This window comes from Mycobacterium sp. NGS39, assembly GCF_059812765.1.
The window spans coordinates 1-21,722 of record NZ_JCALDH010000020.1 but is presented as its reverse complement, the minus strand read 5'-3'; the positions used below and the strand labels follow the sequence as shown (position 1 = coordinate 21,722).

Sequence of the window (21,722 nt, the reverse complement as noted above, 5' to 3'; positions counted from 1 at the left end):
AACGGTATGGCCGCATGCCGCGCTAACCGCGCAGGCGCGCCGATGCGAAAGCAGGAATTTCTATTTGACCGTCGGCAGGTCGGGGCTCGACACGTCGTAGGTGTGGCCTGGCCGGGTCAGCAAGGCCGCCAGTTTCTCGGCCTTCTCGTCCGTGCGGTCGTTGGTCCCCCAAATCACCACGCGCCCGTCGGCAAGCGTCAGCGTGATCGAGGCGACCGACGGCGCGGCGATGCGTCCCACCTGCCCGGCAACCTCGGGCCGCAGTGCGGTCAGCACGGCCAGCGCGGCCTTCGTGGGCGGATCGCTGGGACCCGGACGGTCGACGTCGAGGTACGGCACACCCGGCGGCGGCGGCGCGGTGGCGAAATCCACGCCGTCACGGTCGAAGAGATGCGTGCCGTCCGCCATGTCCTTGACCGCCACCGGGATTCGCTCCACCACGGTGACCCGCAACGACGACGGGTACTCGCGCTGCACGCGCACTGAGGCCACCCGGCTGATGGTCGCCACGCGGTTGGCTACCTTGCCGGTGTCGACCTGTAGCAGCGGCGTGCCGTGCGGTATCGCCACCGCCGCGACCACTTCGTCGCGCGGAATCACCTGCAGCCCGTCGATTTCCAGATTGCGCACCGACATCAGCGGCGTGAAGTACAGCACCAATCCGAGGCCGACTGAGATGACGGTGATTAGCACCGCCCACACCAGAACCTTCAGCCCCCGCACCACGCCGCGCCGGGGCGGTTGAGGGGCGGTGGCCGTGGCGGTGACTTTGCGCTTGGCCTCGCGGCGCGCTTCCTCGATCGCCCGCGCGCGTGCGGCCGCGGCGCGACGCTGCTCGCGCTCCCGGCGGGCACGTCGCCGCGGTCCCTCCTCCAGCAGCGGCTCGGTCATCCGCTCACCCCGGAGCGGCGAGGCGTGCTGCGGTTGGCCTTGACGTGCAACGAGTTCACGATCTCCGGTCCCAGCATCGTGATGTCGCCGGCGCCCATCGTGACCACCACGTCACCGGGCCGCGCCACCTCTGCCACCCGGTCAGGCGCCGCCGCGAAATCCGGCACGTAGGACACGGGGACGCTGACGTGCTCGGCGACCATCGCCCCGCTGACTCCGGCCCGGGGCTGCTCTCGCGCGCCGTAGACGTCGAGCACGAACACCAGGTCCGCGTCGTCGAGCGCGGCACCGAACTCCCGCGCGAAAAGCTCAGTGCGCGAATACAAGTGGGGCTGAAACACCGCGATCGCGCGGCCGCTGCGGTCGGCGGCGCGCGGTGCCTGCTCGATCAGCGCACGCACCGCCGCCAGCGTCGCGCGGATTTCGGTCGGATGGTGCGCGTAGTCGTCGAACACCCGGACCGAGTCGGCGACGCCCACCAGGTCGAACCGGCGGCGTACCCCCTCGAAACCGGCGAGCCCGTCGAGCACGCATTCGGGTTCGGCGCCGGCATGGACCGCCGCCACCAACGCGCCCAGCGCATTGAGCGCCATGTGCCGCCCGGGCACCGACAGCCGCATCACCCTGCGCCGTGGCTCACCGGCCAGCTGCACCTGGGCGACAGCGCCGGTGCCCTGCTGCTCCCAGGACAGCAACTGCCCGGCCAGGGGCAGCGACGCGTCACTGCCGTAGCGCAGTACCCGAACGCCCCTGTCCGCTGCCCGCTCGGCCAGCGCCGCCGCACCCGGGTCGTCGATGCACACCACAAGCGCGCCGCCGGGCGCGACGCGGTCGGCGAAGTCGTCGAACACCTTGGTGTAGGCCTGGGCGCTGCCGAAGAAGTCGAGGTGGTCCACGTCGATGTTGGTCACCACCGCGACGTCAGGCGTGTACTCCAGAAGCGAGCCGTCGCTTTCGTCAGCCTCGGCGACGAAGTAGTCGCCGCTGCCGTGATGCGCATTGGTGCCGGCCTCCCCCAAGTCTCCGCCGACCGCGAACGACGGGTCCAGCCCGCAGTGCTGCAGCGCGACGATCAGCATCGACGTGGTCGACGTCTTGCCGTGCGTGCCCGTGACCATCACTGTGTGGTAGCCGTCCATGAGCTTGGCCAGCACCCTCGGTCGCAACACCACCGCGATGCCGCGCCGTCGCGCCTCGACCAGTTCTGGGTTGTCCTTCGGAATCGCTGCGTGGGTGGTGATCACCATGGTGGGCCCGCCCGGCAGCAGGTCCAGCGACGCCGGGTCGTGGCCGATGCGGACCTCGGCACCGCGGGCCCGCAGCGCGAGCACCGCGCGCGACTCCTTGGCGTCCGAACCCGACACCGCCGCGCCGCGGTCGAGCAGGATGCGCGCGATCCCGGACATGCCTGCCCCGCCGATGCCGACCATGTGCACCCGCGCCAACTCGGGGGGCAACGGCCGCACGGTCACCGTCGCCCCGCTTTTTTCGGCGGGCGAGTGTCGCGCGCGAGGTCCAGCGCCACCTGCGCCACCCGCTCAGCGGCGTCGCGATGGCCGACCAGCGCCGCGGCGGCCGTCATCGCGGCGAGCCTTGGCCCATCGGTGAGCAGCTCAGTGACGGTCTGCGCGACGAAATCCGGCGTCAGGTCTTTGTCGTCGACCAGGAGGCCACCTCCGGCGTTGACCACTGGCAGCGCGTTGAGGCGTTGTTCGCCGTTGCCGATCGGCAGCGGCACGTACACGGCCGGCAGCCCCACCGCCGATACCTCGGCCACGGTCATCGCTCCGGACCGGCAGATCGCCAGGTCGGCGGCCGCGTAGGCCAGGTCCATGCGATCCAGGTAGGGCACCGCGAGGTAAGGCGGATCGCCCGGCGCGGGCTCCGGCAAGTCCAGGCGATTCTTGGGTCCGTGCGCATGCAGTACCGAAATGCCTTCGGCGGCAAGGTGTTTCGCGGCACCGGCGACCGCCCGATTGATGGACGCCGCACCCTGCGAGCCGCCGAAAACCAGCAGCACCAACGCGTCGTCGTCGAACCCGAAAAACGCCCGCGCCTGCGCGCGCACGGCCATGCGGTCCAGCCCGGTGATCGACGGGCGCAGCGGCACGCCCACCACCTCGGCGCCGCGCAGGCCCGAGCCGGGCACCGCCGCGAGCACGCGTTGCGCATATCGTGCGCCGACGCGGTTGGCCAGGCCCGCGCGCGCATTGGCCTCGTGGATCACCACCGGCACGCGACGCCGGCGCGCGGCAAGGTAGGCCGGCAACGCCACGTACCCGCCGAAGCCGACGATCACGTCGGCGCCCACCGCGTCCAGGATGGCGCCTGTCTCACGCACCGCCTGGCGAACCCGCAGCGGAAGCTGCGCGAGGTCGCGGCTGGCTTTCCGGGGCAGCGGCACCGGCGTGATCAGCTCGAGCCGATATCCCCGCTCAGGCACCAGGCGGGTTTCCAGACCCCGCACGGTACCGAGTGCGGTGATCCGCACATTCGGGTCCAGGGCCTTCAGTGCGTCGGCGACAGCCATGGCGGGCTCGACATGGCCAGCGGTGCCGCCGCCGGCGAGCACGACGGAGACCGCCTTATTGCCGTTCACCAGCGGCGGGCACCGATGTTCTTCGCGCTACCGGTCATGGCTGCCTCTCCTGAAGTCCTGGTGCGCGTACCTTCACCTCTGCTGGTGCGACGCCGGCCGTCGTGACGCTGGCCGACTCTATGATGCCCTGACCGTCGCGACCCACTTGCCGCGACCTTCGTGGGCTTCGTGGGCTTCGTGGGCTTCTTCGAGTTCCTCGGTGTTTCGGCGGACGGCCGTGACCGCAGCCGGTCGCGCAGCGCCTCCGTGCGGCTGGGCACATACGGCTCGGGCAGGGCCAGCCGCAGCAGCCGATTCATCTTGTCGTCGCGGCCGGCCCGCAGCGCCGCCACCGCCTCCGGTTCGTGCCGGGCCGCGTTGGCGATCATACCCATGATGAAAAGCGTTGTGGCAGTTGATGTTCCACCGGCGGAGATCAGCGGTAGCTGCAAACCGGTGACCGGCAGCAGCCCGATCACGTAGCCCACATTGATGAACGCCTGGCCCAACACCCACATGGTCACGGTGGCCGACAGCAGCCGCAGGAACGGGTCGGCCGAGCGGCGCGCCACCCGCACCCCGGTGTAGGCGAACAGCCCGAACAGACACAGCAGCCCGAACGCGCCGACGAACCCCAACTCTTCGCCGATGATCGCGAAGATGAAGTCGTTGTGGGCGTTGGGCAGATAGTTCCACTTCGCGGTGCCCTGGCCCAGCCCGTCGCCGAACACGCCGCCGTTGGCCAAGGCATATTTGGCCTGACGGGCCTGGTAGCCGGAGTCCTGCGGGTCGGCGCCGGGGTTCAGCCAGGACCGCACCCGGTCGGAGCGGTACCCCTCGGAGACGGCGAGGATGGCGCCGGCGCTGATCGCCGCGAACAGTGAGCTCAAGAACACCCGCAGCGGCAGGCCGCCGTACCACAACAAGCCCAGAAGGATGATCGCCAGCGACACCGTCTGCCCGAGGTCGGGCTGCGCGACGATCAGGCCGAGCGCGATCACCGCGGCGGGCACCAGCGGAATCAGCATCTCGCGAAGCGACGCCCGCTCCATGCGGCGGCCGGCCAGCAGGTGTGCGCCCCAGATCGCGAACGCGATCTTGGCCAGCTCCGAGGGCTGCATGGACAGCCCGGCGATGACGAACCAGCCGCGAGATCCGTTGGATTCCTTGCCAATTCCGGGCACCAGCACCAGCACCAGCAGAAGGATGGTGAACGCGAAGGAGAACGACGCGGTGCGCCGCATGACTCGAACCGGAACCCGCAGCGCGATGTAGAACCCGACGAGCCCGATCACCGTCCAGAGCACTTGGCGGCCGAAGATGATCCACGGCGAGCCGTCGTCGTCGTAGGACCGCACCCCCGAGGCGGACAGCACCATGATCAGCCCCAGCGACGTGAGCAGCGCGACGACGGCGATGACGAGGTGAAACGACGTCATCGGCCGGCCCAGCCACGCACCGACCCCGTTTCCCCGACTGCGAAGTCGGGCCAGCGTGTCGCGCATCGCCACTACCGGGTCGCGCCGCGGACCGCGGCAGCGAACGCGTCGCCGCGGTGGGCATAGCCGGTGAACTGGTCGAACGACGCCCCGGCCGGGGCCAGCAACACCGTGTCACCGGGCCGGGCCAGGCGGCAGGCCGCTGCGACGGCGTCGGCCATCACTCTTTCCCCAACAGACTCACTGGCCTCTTGCACCACAGCATCGTCTCCCGTGGTGACCTCGACGACGGGGACATCCGGGGCGTGTCGCGATAACGCGTTGGCAACTACCGCCCGATCCCGGCCCAGCAACACCGCCCCGACCAGCCGATTCGCCACCTCGCGCACCATGTCGTCCACCGACGCGCCCTTGAGCAGGCCGCCCGCCACCCACACCACCCGCGGATAGGCCGTGATCGACGCCCGGGCCGCGTGCGGGTTGGTGGCCTTGGAGTCGTCGACGAACGTGACGCCGTCGACCACCGCGACCACTTGAGCGCGGTGCGGGGCCACCCAGAACGACGCCAAGGCCGCAGCGATCGCGTCGGCGGGCACGTCGACCGCGCGAGCCAGCGCTGCGGCGCCCAGGGCGTCGAGCACGCCGACCGGCCCCGGCACGGGTATCACCGACTCGGCGACCAGCGGCATGTCCGCCGCGAAGGCACGATCCGTGAGCGTCCCGTCGCGAACCCCGAGCTCGCCTGGTGCCGGCTCCCCCAGCCGGAAGCCGACGCGCATCGCGGCCGGGGCGTCTTGCAGCAGCCGGGCGGCCACGGGATCGTCGACGCCGGCGACCGCCACCCGGCCGGTCAGTGCCCGGGCCTTCGCGGCCGCGTAGTGCTCGAACGAACCATGCCAGTCCAGGTGGTCCTCGGCGACGTTGAGCACCGTGCCGGCCTCGGGCCGCAGCGACGGCGCCCAGTGCAGTTGGAAGCTGGACAGCTCGACCGTGAAGAACTCGGCGGGCTGGTCCAGGACGTCGAGCACCGGGCTGCCGATGTTGCCGCACAGCACGCTGCGGCGCCCGGCGGCCAGCAGCATCCCGTGCAGCATCGACGTGGTCGTGGTCTTGCCGTTGGTGCCGGTGACCACCAGCCAGCGGCGCGGCGGCCCGAACCGTCCGGACGCGTCGAGCCGCCATGCCAGCTCGACGTCACCCCAGATCGGCACGCCGCTGGTGGCGGCGGCCGACAGCAGCGGGGTCGTCGGGGAAAAGCCCGGGCTGGTGACCACTAGGTCGAAGTCGGCGATCCGCTCGGCGGCCTCGTTGGTTCCCACCACGATCGCGGGTTCGGACAGCCGCTGCAGTGCCTTGGGGTCGTCGTCACAGATGTAGAGCCGGACACCCATCGGTGTCAGCGCGGCGCTCACCGCCCGCCCGGTGATCCCGGCGCCGGTCACCAGCACCCGGGTGCCGGGTTTGAGGACGTCGGCCATCTCAGTCACCTATCGCGGCAAGCCATTCGCCGTAGAACAAAGCCACACCCAGCCCGCACGCGATCGCGGTCAGCAGCCAGAACCGGATGATCACCGTGGTCTCGGCCCACCCCACCAGCTCGAAGTGGTGATGAAACGGCGCCATCCGGAACACCCGGCGGCCGGTGGTGCGAAACGCCAGGATCTGCAGCACCACCGAGGTGATCTCCGCGACGAACAGCGCACCCAGCACCACCGCGAGCAGCTCGGTGCGGCTGCTCACCGACAACCCGGCGATGATGCCGCCCAGCGCCAGCGAGCCGGTGTCGCCCATGAAGATCTTGGCCGGCGCGGCGTTCCACCACAAAAATCCGATGCACGCGCCGGCCGTCGCCGCGGCGACCAGCGCCAGGTCCAGCGGGTCGCGCACGTTGTAGCAGCCCAGCCCGGGGTGCGTGGAGCAGGCGTTGCGGAACTGCCAGAACGTGATGATCACGTAGGCGGCGGTCACCATCGCCATGCACCCGGCGGCCAGCCCGTCGAGCCCATCGGTGAAGTTGACCGCGTTGCTCCAGGCGCTGACCAGCACCACGCAGAACAGCACGAACAGCGCCGGCGGCAACGTCACCGTGGCGACCTCACGCACGTACGAAAGCTGCGCCCCCGCCGGGGTGAGTCCGTCGCCGTTGCGGAATTGCAGCACCAATATGCCGAACAGGATCGCTGCGACGATCTGGCCGACGGCCTTGGCGGTCTTGTTCAGCCCGAGGTTGCGGGCCTTGCGGACCTTGATCAGGTCGTCGACGAACCCGACCGCGCCCAGCGCGGTTGCCAGCCCGAGCACAAGCAGCCCGGACGCCGACGGTCCGCGGCCGTCCAACGCCAGGCCGACCAGATGAGTGCCCAGGTAACCGGCCCAGATGCCGGCGACGATGGCGACGCCGCCCATCGACGGCGTGCCGCGCTTGTGCCTGTGCGTGGGCGGACCGTCGGACCGGATTTCGTGGCCGAATCCCTGCCGCGTGAACAGGTTGATCAGCAGCGGGGTGAGCAGGATCGACACCGTCAGCGCGATGCCGACGGCAATGAGGATCTGCCTCATGCCGTGCTGTCCGCCAGCGCCCGGGCCAGCGCGCCCAGCCCGGCCACGTTCGAGGCTTTCACCAGCACGACGTCACCGGGAGCCAGTTCTGCGCGCAGCAGCGCAAGCGCAGCGTCCGCGTCGTCGACCATGGTCACCGAAGTCGTCTGGGGGCCGCCCGAGGAAGCCTCCATGACCGCTGCCTGATGCATGGCGCGCATCGACCTCCCGGTTCCGACGACGACGAGTCGAGAGACATCTAATCGCACGGCCAGTCGCCCGGTGCGATCGTGCTCGGAAATCGCGTCGTCGCCGAGTTCACCCATCTCGCCCAGCACGGCCCAGCTGCGGCGCCGACCGCTCGGCCGGTTCGCCATCCAGGACAGCGCCTGCAGCCCGGCCCGCATCGAGTCCGGGTTGGCGTTGTAGGCGTCGTTGATCACGGTGACGCCGTCGGCGCGCTTGCTCACCTCCATCCGGTGTCCCGACACCGGGCCCGCGGTGGCGAGCGTGTTCGCCACCTGCTCGGCGGTGGCGCCGCACTCCAGCGCCACCGCCGCCGCGCACAGCGCATTGGTGACCTGGTGTTCGCCGTGCACGGCCAGCCGCACGGGCACGTCCGTGCCGGCGGCGTGCAGCGTGAAGCTGGGCCGGGCCAGCTCGTCGAGCGTGATCTGGTCGGCCCACACGTCAGCCGGTCCGGTGCGGCTCACCCTCACCACGCGGGCTGCCGTCACCTCGGCCATTGCGGCCACAGCGGGGTCGTCGGCGTTGAGAACCACCACGCCCGACGGCGGAACTGCTTGCGGGAGTTCGGATTTCGTGGCAGCGATGGCCTCCCGCGAGCCGAATTCGCCGAGGTGGGCGGTGCCGACGTTGAGGACGGTCGCCACCGACGGCCGCGCGATGGCGGCCAACTCCGCGATGTTGCCGGGCCGGCGGGCCGACATCTCCAGCACCAGGAAGTCAGTCTCGGGCGTGGCGCGCAATACGGTCCACGGGTGGCCGAGCTCGTTGTTGAACGACCCCGGCGGCGCGACCACCTGCCCTAGCGGCGCCAACAATGCGGCAATCAGGTCCTTGGTCGAGGTCTTGCCCGACGAACCGGTGATGCCGACGATCGTCAGTCCACCGGCCACCAGCTCGGCAGCGACGAACGCGGCGAGCCTGGCCAGCGCGGCCAGCACCGCGGCGCCGGAGCCGTCGGTGTCGTGTTCGAGCACACTCGCGCCGGATTCCCTGGTGATCGGCTGCACGACGATCGCCGGCACACCGACCGGCCGCGCGGCCAGTACCGCAACAGCGCCCGCTTCCACGGCGGCGGCAGCGTGATCGTGTCCGTCGGAGCGCGCGCCGGGCAGCGCAAGAAACAAGCCGCCGGGGGTGATCTTGCGGGAGTCGAACTCGACCGTGCCGGTGATGTGCAGGTGTGCGGCGTCGGCGGCCGAGACGTCAGCCAGCTGGCCGCCGACGATTTCGGCGACCTGAGCGACGGTCAACTCGATCACGCCGTGGAGGTTATCGCGCTCAGCGCCGCGGCAAGCTCCTCGCGGTCGTCGAACGGGCGGGTGACGCCTTTCGCGGTCTGACCCGTCTCGTGTCCCTTGCCGGCGACCAGCACGACGTCGCCGCGCCGCGCCCACCGCACCGCGTGCACGATCGCGGCACGCCGGTCGCCGATCTCGACCACTTCCGCCGCCCCGCCGGCTTCCTTGGCGCCGCTCAGGATTGCCGCGCGAATGGCGGCAGGGTCTTCGCTGCGGGGATTGTCGTCGGTGACGACGACCAGATCGGCCAACTCAGCGGCGATGCGGCCCATGGCTTCTCGCTTGCCGGGGTCGCGGTCGCCACCGGCACCGAACACCACCGCCAGCCGCCCGCTGCTGTGCCGGCGCAGGTTCTCCAGAACCGCCTGCAGCGCACCCGGCTTGTGCGCGTAGTCGACCAACGCCAGGAAGTCCTGCCCGCGGTCGACCGGCTCCAGGCGTCCGGGCACCCGCGCGGCGGCCAACCCGGGGGCCGCCTGCGCGGGCGTCACACCCACTGCATGCAAAATGGCAAGGGCCAGAAGGGCATTCGTGACGTTGTACCGGCCGGGCAGGGCTATCGCGATCGGGTGCCGGTGGCCGCCCGGCCCGACGGCGACGAACTGCTGGCCGCCGTCGGGCCGGGCGCGGATGTCGGTCGCGGACCAGTCGGCGGTGCCCTCGACGCTGACGGTGACCGGCTGCACCGCACGAGCCGCCATCTGGCGGCCGGCGTCGTCGTCGACACACACCACCGAGACGGCTGCCCGCAGCGGCGAGTCGGCGTCGAAAAGCCGCGCCTTGGCGTCGAAGTAGGCCTGCATCGACGGGTGGAAGTCCAAGTGGTCGCGGGACAGGTTGGTGAAGCCGGCCACCGCGAATCGCACGCCGTCCACGCGGCCGAGCGCCAGCGCATGGCTGGACACCTCCATCACCACCACCTCCACGCCGCGTTCGGCCATCTGCGCGAGCAGCGCTTGCAACGCCGGCGCCTCGGGGGTGGTCAGCGCACTCGGCTGGTCCACGCCGTCGACGCGAATGCCGACGGTCCCGACAAGCCCGGCATGCCGGCCGGCCGCCCGCAGCCCGGCCTCGACGAGGTAGGTGGTGGTGGTCTTTCCGGACGTGCCCGTCACGCCGATGACCGTCAGTTCGGCCGACGGGTCGCCGTACACCAGCGCCGCGGCGGCGCCGAGCACCGATCGTGGATCCGGGTGCACGAGGACCGGCACGTCGACCGCCAGCGTCGCCGCGCCCGCCAGGTCGGTGAGCACCGCGACGGCACCCGCCGCCACGGCCTCGTCGGCGAACGAGGCGCCGTGCACGTTCGCGCCGGGCAGCGCGGCGAACAGGTCCCCGGGGTGTGCGTCTTGCGCGCGCAGCGTGACACCGGTGACGGCGACGTCCGCGCCGGCCGGGGCGTCGGCGCCGACGCGGGCGGCGACTTCACGCAGCTGGACGGACACCGTCAAACCGTACCCAGGTGCGGTGTCAGGCCTGCAACGTCAGCGGCGGTCCAGGATCGGCAGACAGCGGGATGTTCTCACGTTGCAGCAGCCAGCTGGCGATGTTGTGGAACAGCGGCGCCGACGAGGAGCCGGGCTTGCCGTCCGCCGCCCTCTTGGGGTTGTCCATCATGATGCCGACGACATAGCGCGGGTTGTCGGTGGTGGCGATGCCGGCGAACGTCGTCCAGTACACGTCGTCGAAATAGCAGCCGCAGGCGGGATTGATCTGCTGGGCGGTGCCGGTCTTGCCGCTGATCTGGTAGCCCTCGACCGCGGCCTGCGGCCCGGTGCCCTGCTGGACGCCGGTCGGGTCATGCTGTACCACCGCGCGCAGCATGTTGCGCACGGTCTGCGCGGTCTGCGGGGACACCACCCGGATGCCGTCGGGCCGCGGTTCTTCGGTCCGTTTGCCGTCCGGCGCGACGGTCGCCCGCACGATGCGCGGCGGTATCCGCACACCGTCGTTGGCGATCGCCTGGTACATCGCGGTCATCTGCAGCAGGGTCATCGAAAGACCTTGGCCGATGGGCAGATTGGAGAACGTCGAGCCCGACCATTGGTCGATCGGCGGCACGATGCCGGCGCTTTCGCCGGGCAGCCCGACGCCGGTGCGCTGGCCCAGCCCGAACTTGGTCAACATGTCGGCAAAGCGCTCGGGGCCGACGCGCTGGGCCAGCATCAGCGTGCCGACGTTCGACGACTTCCCGAAGACCCCGGTGGTGGTGTAGGGCATGGTGCCGTGCTCCCACGCGTCGTGCACCGTGACGCCGCCCATGTTGATCGACCCGGGCACCGACAGCACCTCGTCGGGGTTCGAGAGCCCGAACTCGATCACCGACGACGCGGTGACGATTTTGTTCACCGACCCGGGCTCGAACGGCGACGACACCGCCAGGTTGCCCAGCTGTTTGTCTTCCTGCCGGCCGATGTCCTGGCTCGGGTCGAAGGTGTTGTCGTTGGCCATCGCCAGCACTTCGCCGGTCTTGGCGTCCAGCACCACCGCCGCGACGTTGTGCGCGCCGGACAGCCCCTTGGCCAGCTCCACCTGCTGCTGGACGTAGAACTGGATGTCGTTGTCCAGGGTCAGCTCCACTTCGGAGCCGTTGACGGCGGCGTGCCGATTGCGGTAGCTGCCGGGGATCACCACGCCGTCGGAGCCACGGTCATAGGTGACGGAGCCGTCGGTGCCGGCCAGCACGCCGTCCATCGCGTCTTCCAGGCCCAGCAGCCCGTGGCCGTCCCAGTCGATGCCGCCGACGATGTTGGCCGCCAGCGCGCCGCCCGGGTACTGCCGGATGTCCTGGCGTTCGGCGCCGACCTCGGGGAACTTCGTGATGATCGCGCTGGCGACCGCGGGATCGACCGCACGGGCCAGATAGACGAACGTCTCGTTGCTCTGCAGCTTTTTCAGCACCGTCGCAGCATCGGGCCGGTTGCTCAGCCGCTGCGCCACGCCGTCGGCGATCTCACGCAGCCGCTGAGCGGGGTCGGGTGCGGCGGGATTCTTTTGCTTGGCCTCGGTGAGCTGCTTGCGGATCTTCTGCGGCTGAAACGTCAGCGCCCGCGCCTGGGTGGTGAAGGCCAGTTTGTTGCCGTGGCGGTCGACGATGCTGCCCCGCACCGCCTTCTCGACGTCGGTGACCTTCAGCTGGCCCGCAGCCTCCGCCCGCAACTTCGCCGCTCCAGGAACCTGAAGGTAGAACAACTGCGCCGCGGCGATCAGCAGCAGCACGAGGATGACGGTGTTACCCGCGCGGTGCCGCGCCACGAACGACGCACCCTTGGTGGTGGCCTTGACGATCGGGCGGATCCGCCGGTCCCGGGCCGAGCGCGGGGTGCCGCCGCGCCGAGGGGCCGAACGTTGGCCGCCGTGCCTCACGTCGGCGGAACGGCGGTCGGAGATGCCACGCTGTTGGATTGTTCCGGCACGGCCTGCGGATTCGGCGCATTTGCCGGCTGCGGCGCGTCAAGCGGAGCGGCCGGAGCCGCAGGGCCGGCGACATTCGGCACCGGGCCGGGGCCGGGCAGCGGACCGGTGGGCGTAGGCATCACGGGCGGGCGCACCACCACTTCGGGACCGGCGGGACTGGCGCCGGGTACCGCACCGGGCCGGGGCACCATGACCGGCACCTCGGTGCGGTTGACCGGCACCGGTGGTGGCGCCGGCGTCGGATCGGGCAGCTTGGTGTTCAGCGGCGGCGGCGGGGTGCCTTCGGCCGGTTTCGGATCGCCGACCACCACCCAGTTGCCCGCCGGATCCTGCACCAGGTGCGCGGTGTCACGCGACGGGATCATGCCGAGGTTGCGTGCCGCCTCGGCCAGCGCGGGGGCGGCCTGCGCTTCGAGCACCTCCCGCTCGAGCGACTCCTTCTGCTGGGTCAACACCCGGTTGCGCTCACGGGCGCTGCTGAGTTCATAGGACCGCTCGGCGGCATCGGTGGACAGCCACAGCGTCAGCGCGAGTCCGATACCCAAGGAGCCGATCACCAACACCACGAACGGCACCTTGGCCACCAGTGTCTGCGGCCGCAGGTCGATCGACGACAGCCGAGCGATCAGCCGTTCGCGCAGTGGCTCGCGGATCGGCTTGGGCGCCTTGGCTTTCCGCGCCTTCGCCCGTGCCCTGGCCTGGCTGGAGCTGGTGGCGGGTGCCGGACGCCGGATCGGCGTCGTGCGCGGACCGGAGCGCACGGGGCGCCGAGCCCGGGCCGGACGGTCCACGACCGGTGTATCGCGCCTGCTGGTCATGAATCACCTTCCCTGACAACCGGTTCGGCGCTCATCGCGTCCGCACCTTCTCCAATGCGCGCAGCCGCACGGAAGCACTGCGCGGATTGCGGTCCACTTCGTCGGCGCCGGCCTTCTCGGCACCGCGGGTCAGCGACACGAATTGCGGTTGATGCCCGGGCAATTCGACCGGCAGGCCCTGCGGCGTGCGCGACGACGTCGCTTCGGTGAAGACGCTTTTGACGATCCGGTCTTCCAGGGACTGGTAGGCCATCACGACGATCCGCCCGCCGGGCGCCAGCGCGTCCAACGCCGCCGGTAGCGCCGCGCGCAGCGAGTCCAGCTCGTCGTTTACCGCGATCCGCAGCGCCTGGAAGGTGCGCTTGGCCGGATGGCCGCCGGTGCGCCGCGCGGGCGCCGGAATCGATTGGTACAGCAGCTCGACCAGTTCGCCGGTGCGGTGGAAGGGCCGCACCGCGCGCCGGCGCACCACATGGGCGGCGATGCGGCGAGCGAACCGCTCCTCGCCGAAGCGGGCAAGAATGTCGGCGAGCGCGGTCTCGTCGTAGGTGTTGAGAATGTGCTCCGCGGTCAGTGAAGAGTCCGGGTCCATGCGCATGTCCAGTGGCGCGTCGACGGCGTAGGAGAATCCGCGCTCCGGGCGGTCCAGCTGCATCGACGACACCCCGAGGTCGAACAGCACCCCGGCCACCGGTTCGTCGACAATCTCGCCGATCCGGTCGTATTTGGCCCGCACCGTCGTCAGTCGGTCGCCGAATCGCGCCAGCCGCTGCTCTGCCGTCCGCAGCGCGTCCGGATCGCGGTCCAACCCGACGACCCTCAGACCGGTCAATTCGGTGAGAAACCTTTCGGTGTGCCCGCCGGCGCCCAGCGTGGCATCCACCAGCACCGCCCCGGACCCGTCGGCGCTGCGCCGGGTGAGGGCCGGTCGCAGCAGCTCGACACAACGGTCGAGCAGGACGGGTACATGGTCGGTCACGACGCGGCCCCTTGCACCCTGGTCCCTGTCCGATAGCACGAACCTGACGTCGGGGAAGTACGCCAGGGTCGGATCGGGCAGAGACCACGATGCACGGGCATGTGGCTCGGCCTCCGGGTCAGATGATGTCGCGCAGAGTTTCATGGGTGGCCGCGGAGAAGTCGTCTTCGTGAGCCTGCTGGTACTCCTGCCAGGCCTGGGCGTCCCAGATCTCGAGGTAGTCGACCGAGCCCGTGACGACGCAGTCCTTGGTCAGGTTTGCGTAGCGGCGGTGGTCGGCCGACAGCGTGATCCGGCCCTGGGCGTCGGGGTGTTGCTCGTCGGTGCCGGCTGCCAGGTACCGGAGGAACGCTCGCGCTTCCGGGTCGCTGCGGGAGGCGTTCGCCGCGCGGCGCGCCATCTGCTCGAAGGCCTCACGCGGATACACCGCAAGGCTGTGGTCTTGGCTCTTGGTGACCATCAACCCTCCCGCCAGTGCGTCCCGAAACTTCGCCGGCAGCGTCAGCCGCCCTTTGTCGTCGAGCTTGGGCGTGTAGGTGCCGAGGAACACTCCGCGCCCTCCTGCCACGCCGTCGGAACCAACCGGGCTCCGATGTCCGCCACTTTACCCCACAATCCCCCACATCGCCCCCCATCGTAGCAATTCGAGGTGTGTCTTCTCCACAGCTCCCCACGGCCGGGCTCCGCGCAAACGAAGAAGGGGGTGACCCGTGGTGGGTCACCCCGCTAAAGGGAGGTCAGTGGAGGTCAGTCAGGAAAGCGGCGGCGGAACCGGTCTTCCATCCGGCTGGTGAACGAGCCGCCCGTACCCTTCGCCCGCCGCGGGCGTCCGCCGGCGGTGGGCCGCTCGGCCACCCGGGGCAGTCGCGGCCCGGTGATCGCGAACACCACGCCGCCGAACATCACCAGAAAGCCGAGCACCGAGAGGATGGGGAACGTACCGATCATGGCCGCCTTGAACGCCACGCCGGACACCAGCATGGCCAACCCGACCACGAAAAGCGCCGCGCCCTGTATCCGCCGACGGGTGGACGGCGCGCGGAACGTGCCGCCACGAACGCTCGACGCGAACTTGGGATCCTCGGCATACAGCGCGCTCTCGATCTCGTCGAGCATGCGCTGCTCATGATCGGAGAGTGGCATCCGTCCCTCCTTGCCGCCGCTGCGATCCCCAGTTGCTACCCGGATAATCGGGTAACTGACAGCCATGATACGAGGCAGCTGGGCGCCGTACCACCTAGTTGATCGGCCGATTCTATAGGCAGCCAAGGGCGCACGATAATGAGCCTTGACGAACGCGCGCGCTGTATGGAGGAGCCACGTGGCGACATTTCTGATCGACCTGTCGCCGCGCGACATGCAACGCCGGCTCGGTGACGCGCTGGCCATCTACGTCGACGCAATGCGCTACCCCCGCGGCACCGAGGACCACCGCGCCTCGATGTGGATGGAGCACAGCCGCCGCCGGGGCTGGCGGGCGGTGGCGGCGGTGGACGTCGACGGCCACGCCGATCCGCCCGCCGTCGAGGCGCTGGTGTCCGCGCCGATGGTCGGCGTCGCATACGGCTACTGCGGCGCCCCCGACCAGTGGTGGCAGCAGCAGGTGGTAGCCGGCATGCGGCGATCGGGGCTGTCGCAGGCAGAGATCGGCTCGCTGATGAACAGCTACTTCGAACTCACCGAGCTGCACATCCACCCCCGGGCGCAGGGCCGCGGGCTCGGCGAGGCGCTGGTGCGACGGCTGCTCGCCGGGCGCGACGAAGAATGGGTGCTGTTGTCGACGCCCGAGATCCGCGGCGAGGCCAATCGTGCGTGGCGGCTGTACCGTCGGCTCGGATTCACCGACATCGTGCGCGGCCATCATTTCGCCGGCGATCCGCGCGCGTTCGCGATTCTCGGACGCAAGCTGCCCCTCTAGGATGACCGCGTGCTGCGTGGTCAGGTCCGCTCCTCGCGTCGTCTCACGGCGATGCTTCTTGTTCTTCTGGTCCTTTTGCCGCTGGCCACCGGCTGCGTGCGGATCCGTGCCTCGATGACGATCTCGCCCGACGACAGGGTGTCGGGCACCATCACCGCCGCGTCCAAACCGCGCAACAACGACGACAAGGGGCCGCAGTTCAACGGCGCCAGCCTGCCGTTCGCCGACAAGGTGTCGATTTCCGAATACTCCCGGGACGGCTACGTCGGCTCCCAGGCGGTGTTCTCCGACCTGACCTTCGCCGAACTCCCCCAGCTCGCGAGCATGAACCACGACGCCGCCGGCGTGGACATCTCCCTTCGCCGCGCGGGTGACTCGGTGATCCTGGAGGGCCGAGCGGATCTGACGTCGCTGACCGATCCCAGCGCCGACGTGTCGTTGTCCATGGCGTTTCCCGGCGACGTCACCTCCACCAACGGCGACCAGGTGGATGCCCAGGTCGTCGAGTGGAAACTCAAGCCGGGCGTGGTGTCGACCATGACGGCCCAGGCCCGTTACACCGACCCCAGCGCGCGCTCGTTCACCGGAGCGGCGATCTGGATGGGCCTGGCGGCGCTGTTGGCGGCCGCCGTGATCGGCGCGTTGGCCTGGGTCAACCGGGACCAATCCCCTCGATTCGCCGAACCGCACGAGCATTGAGCACCGTACCCTGAGGCCGATGAGCGTCGACACCGCCGCACCGTCGGCTCTACAGCTGGCCGCCGCGGTCACCGGTCAGCTTCGCGAGTACATGAGCACGCGACGCAGCGACGCCGCGTACATCGGGCAGGACTACGCGGCGCTCACCGGTGCCCTCGAGGAGTTCGTGCTGCGCGGCGGCAAGCGGCTGCGCCCGGCGTTCGCCTACTGGGGGTGGCGGGCCGTCACCGACGATCCCAATCCCGAAAACCCAGAAATGCTAAGGCTTTTCGCGGCGCTGGAACTGTTGCATGCGTGCGCGCTGGTGCATGACGACGTGATCGACGAGTCGGCGACGCGAAGGGGCTTGCCCACAGTGCACCGGCAATTCGCGGACATGCACCGCGCAAACGGCTGGCGCGGGTCGGCGCACCAATTCGGGGTGTCGGCCGCGATCCTGCTCGGCGACCTGGCCCTGGTCTGGGCCGACGACATCGTCGCCACCGCCGATCTGCCGGCCGACGCCCGTCGGCGCGTCCAGGCGGTGTGGGCCGACATCCGCACCGAAGTCCTCGGCGGGCAATACCTCGACATCGTCGCGGAGGCCAGCGGCGTGGATTCGATCGCGTCGTCGATGACCGTGAACACGTACAAGACCGCCTCCTACACAGTGTCGCGCCCGTTGCAGATGGGTGTCGCGGCCGCCGCCGACCGGCCCGACGTGCTGGCCGCCTTCCACGAGTTCGGCACCGACCTGGGGCTGGCGTTTCAGTTGCGCGACGACGTGCTCGGCGTCTTCGGCGATCCTGCGGTGACGGGCAAGCCGTCAGGCGACGATCTGCGCTCGGGCAAACGCACGGTGTTGCTCGCCGAGGCCGTCGAGCGGGCGCAGGCCTCCGATCCGGCGGCCGCCGAGCTGCTGCGCTCGTCCATCGGCACCGAGTTGTCCGAGGAACAGGTGCGCTCGGTGTGCGAGGCGATCAGTTCGGTGGGTGCGCTGGCGGCCGTCGAATCGCGGATCGACGCGCTGACCCGGCGCGCTCTCGACGTGCTCAGCGCGGCACCGATCGCCGAGGCGGCCAAGACCGGGCTGCTCGAACTCGCCAGATTGGCCGCCAACCGGTCGGCCTGACTCGCATGAACCGGTTATCAGAATTCGTCAGAACCCGCGACGGCCGGCCCGCGCTGCTCGGGTGCCTGGGCGCGTTGCTGATCACCGCGGGCGGTCTGGGGGCGGGCAGCACACGGCTGCACGATCCGGTGCTGGAAACTCTGCACCTGTCGTGGCTGCGGTTCGGACACGGTCTGGTGCTGTCGTCGGTGACATTGTGGATCGGCGTCGCGCTGATGCTGATCGCATGGATCTGGTTGGGCCGCATCGTGATCGAGGGTCAGGCGAACGAGCGGCAGATGGTGGCGACGACGGCGTTCTGGTTGGCGCCGCTGTTGCTGTCTGTGCCGGTTTTCAGCCGCGACACCTACTCGTATCTGGCGCAGGGGGCGCTGCTGCGCGACGGGTTGGACCCCTATGTGGTGGGTCCCGTCGAGAACCCGAATGTCTTGTTGGACAACGTCAGTCCGATCTGGACCACCACCACCGCACCGTACGGACCGGCGTTCATCTTGGTGGCGCGGTTCGTGACGATGCTGGTCGGTGACAACGTGGTGGCCGGAACCATGGTGCTGCGGCTGTGCATGCTGCCTGGCCTCGCGCTGCTGATTTGGGCCGCACCGCGCATCGCCCGCCACGTCAACGCGAGCGGCGCTGCTGCACTGTGGATCTGCGTACTCAACCCACTGGTGATCATCCACCTGATGGGTGGCGTGCACAACGAGATGCTGATGGTGGGCCTGATGATGGCCGGCATTGCACTGACCATGCAGCGGCATCCCGTGGCCGGTGTCGCGCTGGTAGCCGTCGGCGTCGCGGTCAAGGCCACCGCCGGATTGGCGCTGCCGTTTCTGGTGTGGGTCTGGATGCGGCAGCTGCGGGAGCGTCGCGAATTGAGCCGTGCGCGAGCGTTTTTGGCAGCTGCAGTGGGTTCGGTGGTGATCTTCGCAGCAGTGTTCGCGGTGCTGTCGGTGACAGCGGGTGTCGGCCTGGGATGGCTCACCGCGTTGGCCGGCTCGGTGAAGATCATCAATTGGCTCACGCTACCCACCGCTGCCGCCAACCTGATCAACGTGTTCGGCGGGCTGTTCGTCGGCGTGCAGTTCTATGCGGTGCTCGAGGTGACCCGACTCGTCGGGATCGCAATCATCGTCATCGCGTTGCCGCTGTTGTGGTGGCGGTTCCGCCACGACGACCGCGAGGCGCTGGCCGGGATCGCGGCCGTGATGATCGTGGTGGTGCTGTTCGTGCCGGCTGCGCTGCCGTGGTACTACACCTGGCCGCTGGCGGTGATGTCGGCGCTGACGCAGTCACGTGCATGGATCGCCGCGATCGCCGGGTTCTCGACGTGGATCATGGTGATCTTCAAGCCCGATGGCTCGCACGGCATGTATTCGTGGCTGCATGTCGGCATCGCGACCGCGTGCGCCGTGATGGCGTGGCGAGCGCTGGCCAAGGTGCCCGCGGTCAGTACGCCATCGCCTGCGCGCGCCTCGTCACTTCCCGAGCCTGGTGAGAGTGCAGCGCATCGACCGGGCGAGCGTTCGTGAGCTGCTCGCGGGTGCCGTCGCGGGTGATCGTCAGCGACTCGTCGCGCCGGAACAGCCAGCGCAAGATTTCGGTGTCGTTGTAGCCGCCGTCGCGCAGCACCGCCAACAAGCCGGGAAGGCTCTTGACCACCTGGCCGCTGTCGGTGAAGAACATCTTCGGCACCACGACCGTGCCGTTTCGGCGTATGGCGATCAGGTGCCCGTCGCGCAGCTGCTGGTGCACGCGCGTCACCGCCATTCCCAACATCTCCGCGACTCTGGGCAGGTCGTACATCGGTTCGTCGGGGTCGAGGACGTCGTCACACGCCGGAATGCTGCTCACCGCGCCGAGTCTAGATCGCGACCTGCCCGAACTACGATGATTCCGATGGAGACCCGACAGGCCGGAACCGACCCGCTGGTCGGTGCGGTTCTCGACGGCCGCTACCGCGTCGACGCAATCATCGCGACCGGGGGCATGTCGGCGGTCTACCGCGGCGTCGACACTCGCCTGGACCGTCCCGTCGCGATCAAGGTGATGGATTCGCGCTACGCCGGCGATCAGCAGTTCCTGACCCGGTTTCAGCTGGAGGCCCGAGCGGTGGCACGGCTGAAAGATCCTGGGCTGGTAGCGGTTTACGACCAGGGTGTCGACGGCCAGCATCCATTCCTGGTGATGGAACTCGTCGAGGGCGGAACACTTCGGGAACTGCTGCGGGAACGTGGGCCGATGCCGCCGTACGCGGTGGCCGCGGTGATGCGTCCGGTGCTGGGCGGATTGGCCGTAGCGCACCACAGCGGCCTGGTCCACCGCGACGTCAAGCCGGAGAATGTGTTGATCTCCGACGAGGGGGACGTCAAGATCGCCGACTTCGGTTTGGTGCGTGCGATGGCGGCGGCAAAGATCACTTCGGACAGCGTGATTTTGGGCACGGCGGCCTACCTGTCTCCCGAGCAGGTACGCAGCGGAGACGCCAGCCCGCGCAGTGACGTGTACGCCTGCGGCATTCTGGTCTACGAACTGTTGACCGGCGCCACGCCATTCGGTGGCGACACCCCGCTAACCGTTGCCTATCAGCGCCTGGACAACGACGTGCAGCCACCGAGCGCTGTAATACGCGGTGTGCCAAGGCAATTCGACGAGCTGGTGCGCCGCGCAACCGCACGTGAGCCGGGCGAGCGATTCGCCGACGCGCAGGTAATGGGCGCGGCACTAGAGGCGGTATGCGACGAGCTCGAGCTGCCAGGCTTCCGCGTGCCGGCGCCGCGTAACTCAGCTCAGCATGCTTCGGCGGCAATGTATTTCACGCAGGAAAACACAGCTCCTGCGGTTGCGGTACCCGCTGCGCCTGCGCCACGGCAGCCGACACGGCAGATGACGCGAGGGCCTGAGGACTGGGCTGAGCCCCAGATGCCAGCTGCTCCAACAAGATTCGCCGGCATCGAACTGGCCGCGTTCCAAGAGGAGCGCCGGCGCGCGCAGTGGCGTGCTTGGCTGTGGTTTGCCATGGTGCTGACGCTCACTGGGCTGGTGGCCGCCGCGGCATGGACGCTCGGCAGCAATATCGACGCCCTACTCTAGGTCATAACCGGTGGTCTTCGGGGATGTCCGAGACGCGCGCAGGGAGATTTTCCAGCGGATATCCTCGCCATAGGATGGTGCCCGGATCGCCAGGGTGACGGAATGCCGCAGATGTGCGGTTCTCCTCGAGATCAAGCAGGTAGTAGTACAACGCCGCTTCGTCCGAAGACGGCCACGGCCCGGGATCGATGATCGACTGCCTGGTGTCTCGTGCAAGTCCCCATGTGATGTCAGACGGCGGAGCCTGATACACCAAGTACATCATCGGCCCTTCGGTCCACGCGTGCGAGACCAGGCAGGTGAAGTGGTGCTTCTCCCTACCTTTGATCTCGATGTGCTTCAATAACTTTCGCAGAACCTCTGCGGCGAACTCGGCCGCATCCTCTCGGTCAGTTGATGGGTACATTGTTGTTCACCCATGGTGGACAAATCGTCCAATCGGGTCCCACTTCGACTACGCCACTTCCCCCGGGCAACGGATACATCGTGATCACGCCCTTTTGCCCTCCTCCCGGAATATCGGACCGGCCCTCGGTCACGTTGGCGACGATCCTCATTGTCAGGGTCTCACCGGTGTCTTGACAGTTTGGGAGGCCGAATATGCCTCTACTGCAGTGCACGCGGTTGATCGGTACTTCATAGATCAGGGTTCCACCCTCATTGCTTAGTGGTCGACTGTGTGAAACCAAGTCCTTGA

Annotated in this window: 20 protein-coding genes; 5 read left to right on the top strand and 15 right to left on the bottom strand. The window is 69.2% G+C overall.

What is annotated here, in order from left to right:
- Nucleotides 1-60: 60 nt before the first annotated feature.
- From AC5Y39_RS20870 to AC5Y39_RS20810, 13 genes are all read right to left on the bottom strand, one after another.
- Nucleotides 61-891, bottom strand: a complete 831-nt coding sequence (locus AC5Y39_RS20870) for a cell division protein FtsQ/DivIB (protein ID WP_500021550.1) — start codon at nt 889-891, stop codon at nt 61-63.
- Complete coding sequence (gene murC / locus AC5Y39_RS20865; RefSeq protein ID WP_500021582.1) at nt 888-2,321, bottom strand: UDP-N-acetylmuramate--L-alanine ligase; 1,434 nt, start codon at nt 2,319-2,321, stop codon at nt 888-890. The genes AC5Y39_RS20870 and murC overlap by 4 nt, the downstream gene beginning before the upstream one ends.
- Nucleotides 2,322-2,359: 38 nt before the next feature.
- Nucleotides 2,360-3,493, bottom strand: coding sequence for an undecaprenyldiphospho-muramoylpentapeptide beta-N-acetylglucosaminyltransferase (murG, locus tag AC5Y39_RS20860; protein ID WP_500048283.1), 1,134 nt, complete (start codon nt 3,491-3,493; stop codon nt 2,360-2,362).
- Nucleotides 3,487-4,974 (bottom strand): putative lipid II flippase FtsW, encoded by a 1,488-nt coding sequence (gene ftsW, locus AC5Y39_RS20855; RefSeq protein ID WP_500021554.1) that lies wholly within the window; start codon nt 4,972-4,974, stop codon nt 3,487-3,489. Before ftsW ends, murG begins: the two co-directional genes overlap by 7 nt.
- Before the next feature lie 5 nt (nt 4,975-4,979).
- Nucleotides 4,980-6,386, bottom strand: a complete 1,407-nt coding sequence (gene murD, locus AC5Y39_RS20850; RefSeq protein ID WP_500021556.1) for a UDP-N-acetylmuramoyl-L-alanine--D-glutamate ligase — start codon at nt 6,384-6,386, stop codon at nt 4,980-4,982.
- A 1-nt stretch (nt 6,387) separates the two neighbouring features.
- Nucleotides 6,388-7,467, bottom strand: coding sequence for a phospho-N-acetylmuramoyl-pentapeptide-transferase (gene mraY / locus AC5Y39_RS20845; protein ID WP_500021558.1), 1,080 nt, complete (start codon nt 7,465-7,467; stop codon nt 6,388-6,390).
- Nucleotides 7,464-8,954 carry a UDP-N-acetylmuramoyl-tripeptide--D-alanyl-D-alanine ligase gene (locus AC5Y39_RS20840; protein WP_500021560.1) on the bottom strand — a complete coding sequence of 497 codons (1,491 nt, stop codon included), beginning with the start codon at nt 8,952-8,954 and terminating at the stop codon, nt 7,464-7,466. Before AC5Y39_RS20840 ends, mraY begins: the two co-directional genes overlap by 4 nt.
- On the bottom strand, nt 8,951-10,438 hold the full coding sequence (locus AC5Y39_RS20835) for a UDP-N-acetylmuramoyl-L-alanyl-D-glutamate--2,6-diaminopimelate ligase (RefSeq protein ID WP_500021562.1): 1,488 nt from the start codon (nt 10,436-10,438) through the stop codon (nt 8,951-8,953). Before AC5Y39_RS20835 ends, AC5Y39_RS20840 begins: the two co-directional genes overlap by 4 nt.
- 25 nt (nt 10,439-10,463) lie before the next feature.
- Nucleotides 10,464-12,359, bottom strand: a complete 1,896-nt coding sequence (locus AC5Y39_RS20830) for a peptidoglycan D,D-transpeptidase FtsI family protein (protein WP_500021564.1) — start codon at nt 12,357-12,359, stop codon at nt 10,464-10,466.
- Nucleotides 12,356-13,228 carry a cell division protein FtsL gene (gene ftsL / locus AC5Y39_RS20825; RefSeq protein ID WP_500021566.1) on the bottom strand — a complete coding sequence of 291 codons (873 nt, stop codon included), beginning with the start codon at nt 13,226-13,228 and terminating at the stop codon, nt 12,356-12,358. Before ftsL ends, AC5Y39_RS20830 begins: the two co-directional genes overlap by 4 nt.
- Nucleotides 13,229-13,259: 31 nt before the next feature.
- Nucleotides 13,260-14,351, bottom strand: a complete 1,092-nt coding sequence (gene rsmH, locus AC5Y39_RS20820) for a 16S rRNA (cytosine(1402)-N(4))-methyltransferase RsmH (protein ID WP_500021568.1) — start codon at nt 14,349-14,351, stop codon at nt 13,260-13,262.
- Nucleotides 14,326-14,757: a division/cell wall cluster transcriptional repressor MraZ gene (gene mraZ / locus AC5Y39_RS20815; RefSeq protein WP_499911727.1), complete on the bottom strand. Its 432-nt coding sequence runs from the start codon at nt 14,755-14,757 to the stop codon at nt 14,326-14,328. The genes rsmH and mraZ overlap by 26 nt, the downstream gene beginning before the upstream one ends.
- A gap of 197 nt (nt 14,758-14,954) precedes the next feature.
- Nucleotides 14,955-15,350, bottom strand: a complete 396-nt coding sequence (locus tag AC5Y39_RS20810; RefSeq protein ID WP_500021570.1) for an SCO2097 family morphological protein — start codon at nt 15,348-15,350, stop codon at nt 14,955-14,957.
- A 178-nt stretch (nt 15,351-15,528) separates the two neighbouring features.
- On the opposite strand from AC5Y39_RS20810, the gene AC5Y39_RS20805 reads away from it, so the two are divergent.
- Genes AC5Y39_RS20805 through AC5Y39_RS20790 form a run of 4 tightly spaced genes read left to right on the top strand, consistent with a single transcriptional unit; the run spans nt 15,529 to nt 19,464 of the window.
- Nucleotides 15,529-16,125 carry a GNAT family N-acetyltransferase gene (locus AC5Y39_RS20805; protein ID WP_499911656.1) on the top strand — a complete coding sequence of 199 codons (597 nt, stop codon included), beginning with the start codon at nt 15,529-15,531 and terminating at the stop codon, nt 16,123-16,125.
- A 51-nt stretch (nt 16,126-16,176) separates the two neighbouring features.
- On the top strand, nt 16,177-16,824 hold the full coding sequence (locus AC5Y39_RS20800) for an LppM family (lipo)protein (RefSeq protein ID WP_500021584.1): 648 nt from the start codon (nt 16,177-16,179) through the stop codon (nt 16,822-16,824).
- Between the two features lie 19 nt (nt 16,825-16,843).
- On the top strand, nt 16,844-17,935 hold the full coding sequence (gene idsA2, locus AC5Y39_RS20795; protein ID WP_500021572.1) for a bifunctional (2E,6E)-farnesyl/geranyl diphosphate synthase: 1,092 nt from the start codon (nt 16,844-16,846) through the stop codon (nt 17,933-17,935).
- Between the two features lie 5 nt (nt 17,936-17,940).
- A complete protein-coding gene (locus AC5Y39_RS20790) occupies nt 17,941-19,464 on the top strand; it encodes an alpha-(1->6)-mannopyranosyltransferase A (protein WP_500021574.1) in 1,524 nt (507 codons plus the stop codon).
- Here AC5Y39_RS20790 and AC5Y39_RS20785 read toward each other — a convergent pair.
- Nucleotides 19,382-19,786: an Rv2175c family DNA-binding protein gene (locus AC5Y39_RS20785; protein ID WP_500021576.1), complete on the bottom strand. Its 405-nt coding sequence runs from the start codon at nt 19,784-19,786 to the stop codon at nt 19,382-19,384. The two genes, AC5Y39_RS20790 and AC5Y39_RS20785, sit on opposite strands and share 83 nt — an antisense overlap.
- A gap of 45 nt (nt 19,787-19,831) precedes the next feature.
- Between AC5Y39_RS20785 and AC5Y39_RS20780 the strand changes: the two genes are divergently transcribed.
- Nucleotides 19,832-21,025 (top strand): protein kinase domain-containing protein, encoded by a 1,194-nt coding sequence (locus AC5Y39_RS20780; RefSeq protein WP_500021578.1) that lies wholly within the window; start codon nt 19,832-19,834, stop codon nt 21,023-21,025.
- A 1-nt stretch (nt 21,026) separates the two neighbouring features.
- Here the strand turns inward: AC5Y39_RS20780 and AC5Y39_RS20775 are convergent, their stop codons facing one another.
- On the bottom strand, nt 21,027-21,431 hold the full coding sequence (locus AC5Y39_RS20775) for a hypothetical protein (RefSeq protein WP_500021580.1): 405 nt from the start codon (nt 21,429-21,431) through the stop codon (nt 21,027-21,029).
- Nucleotides 21,432-21,722: the final 291 nt, after the last annotated feature.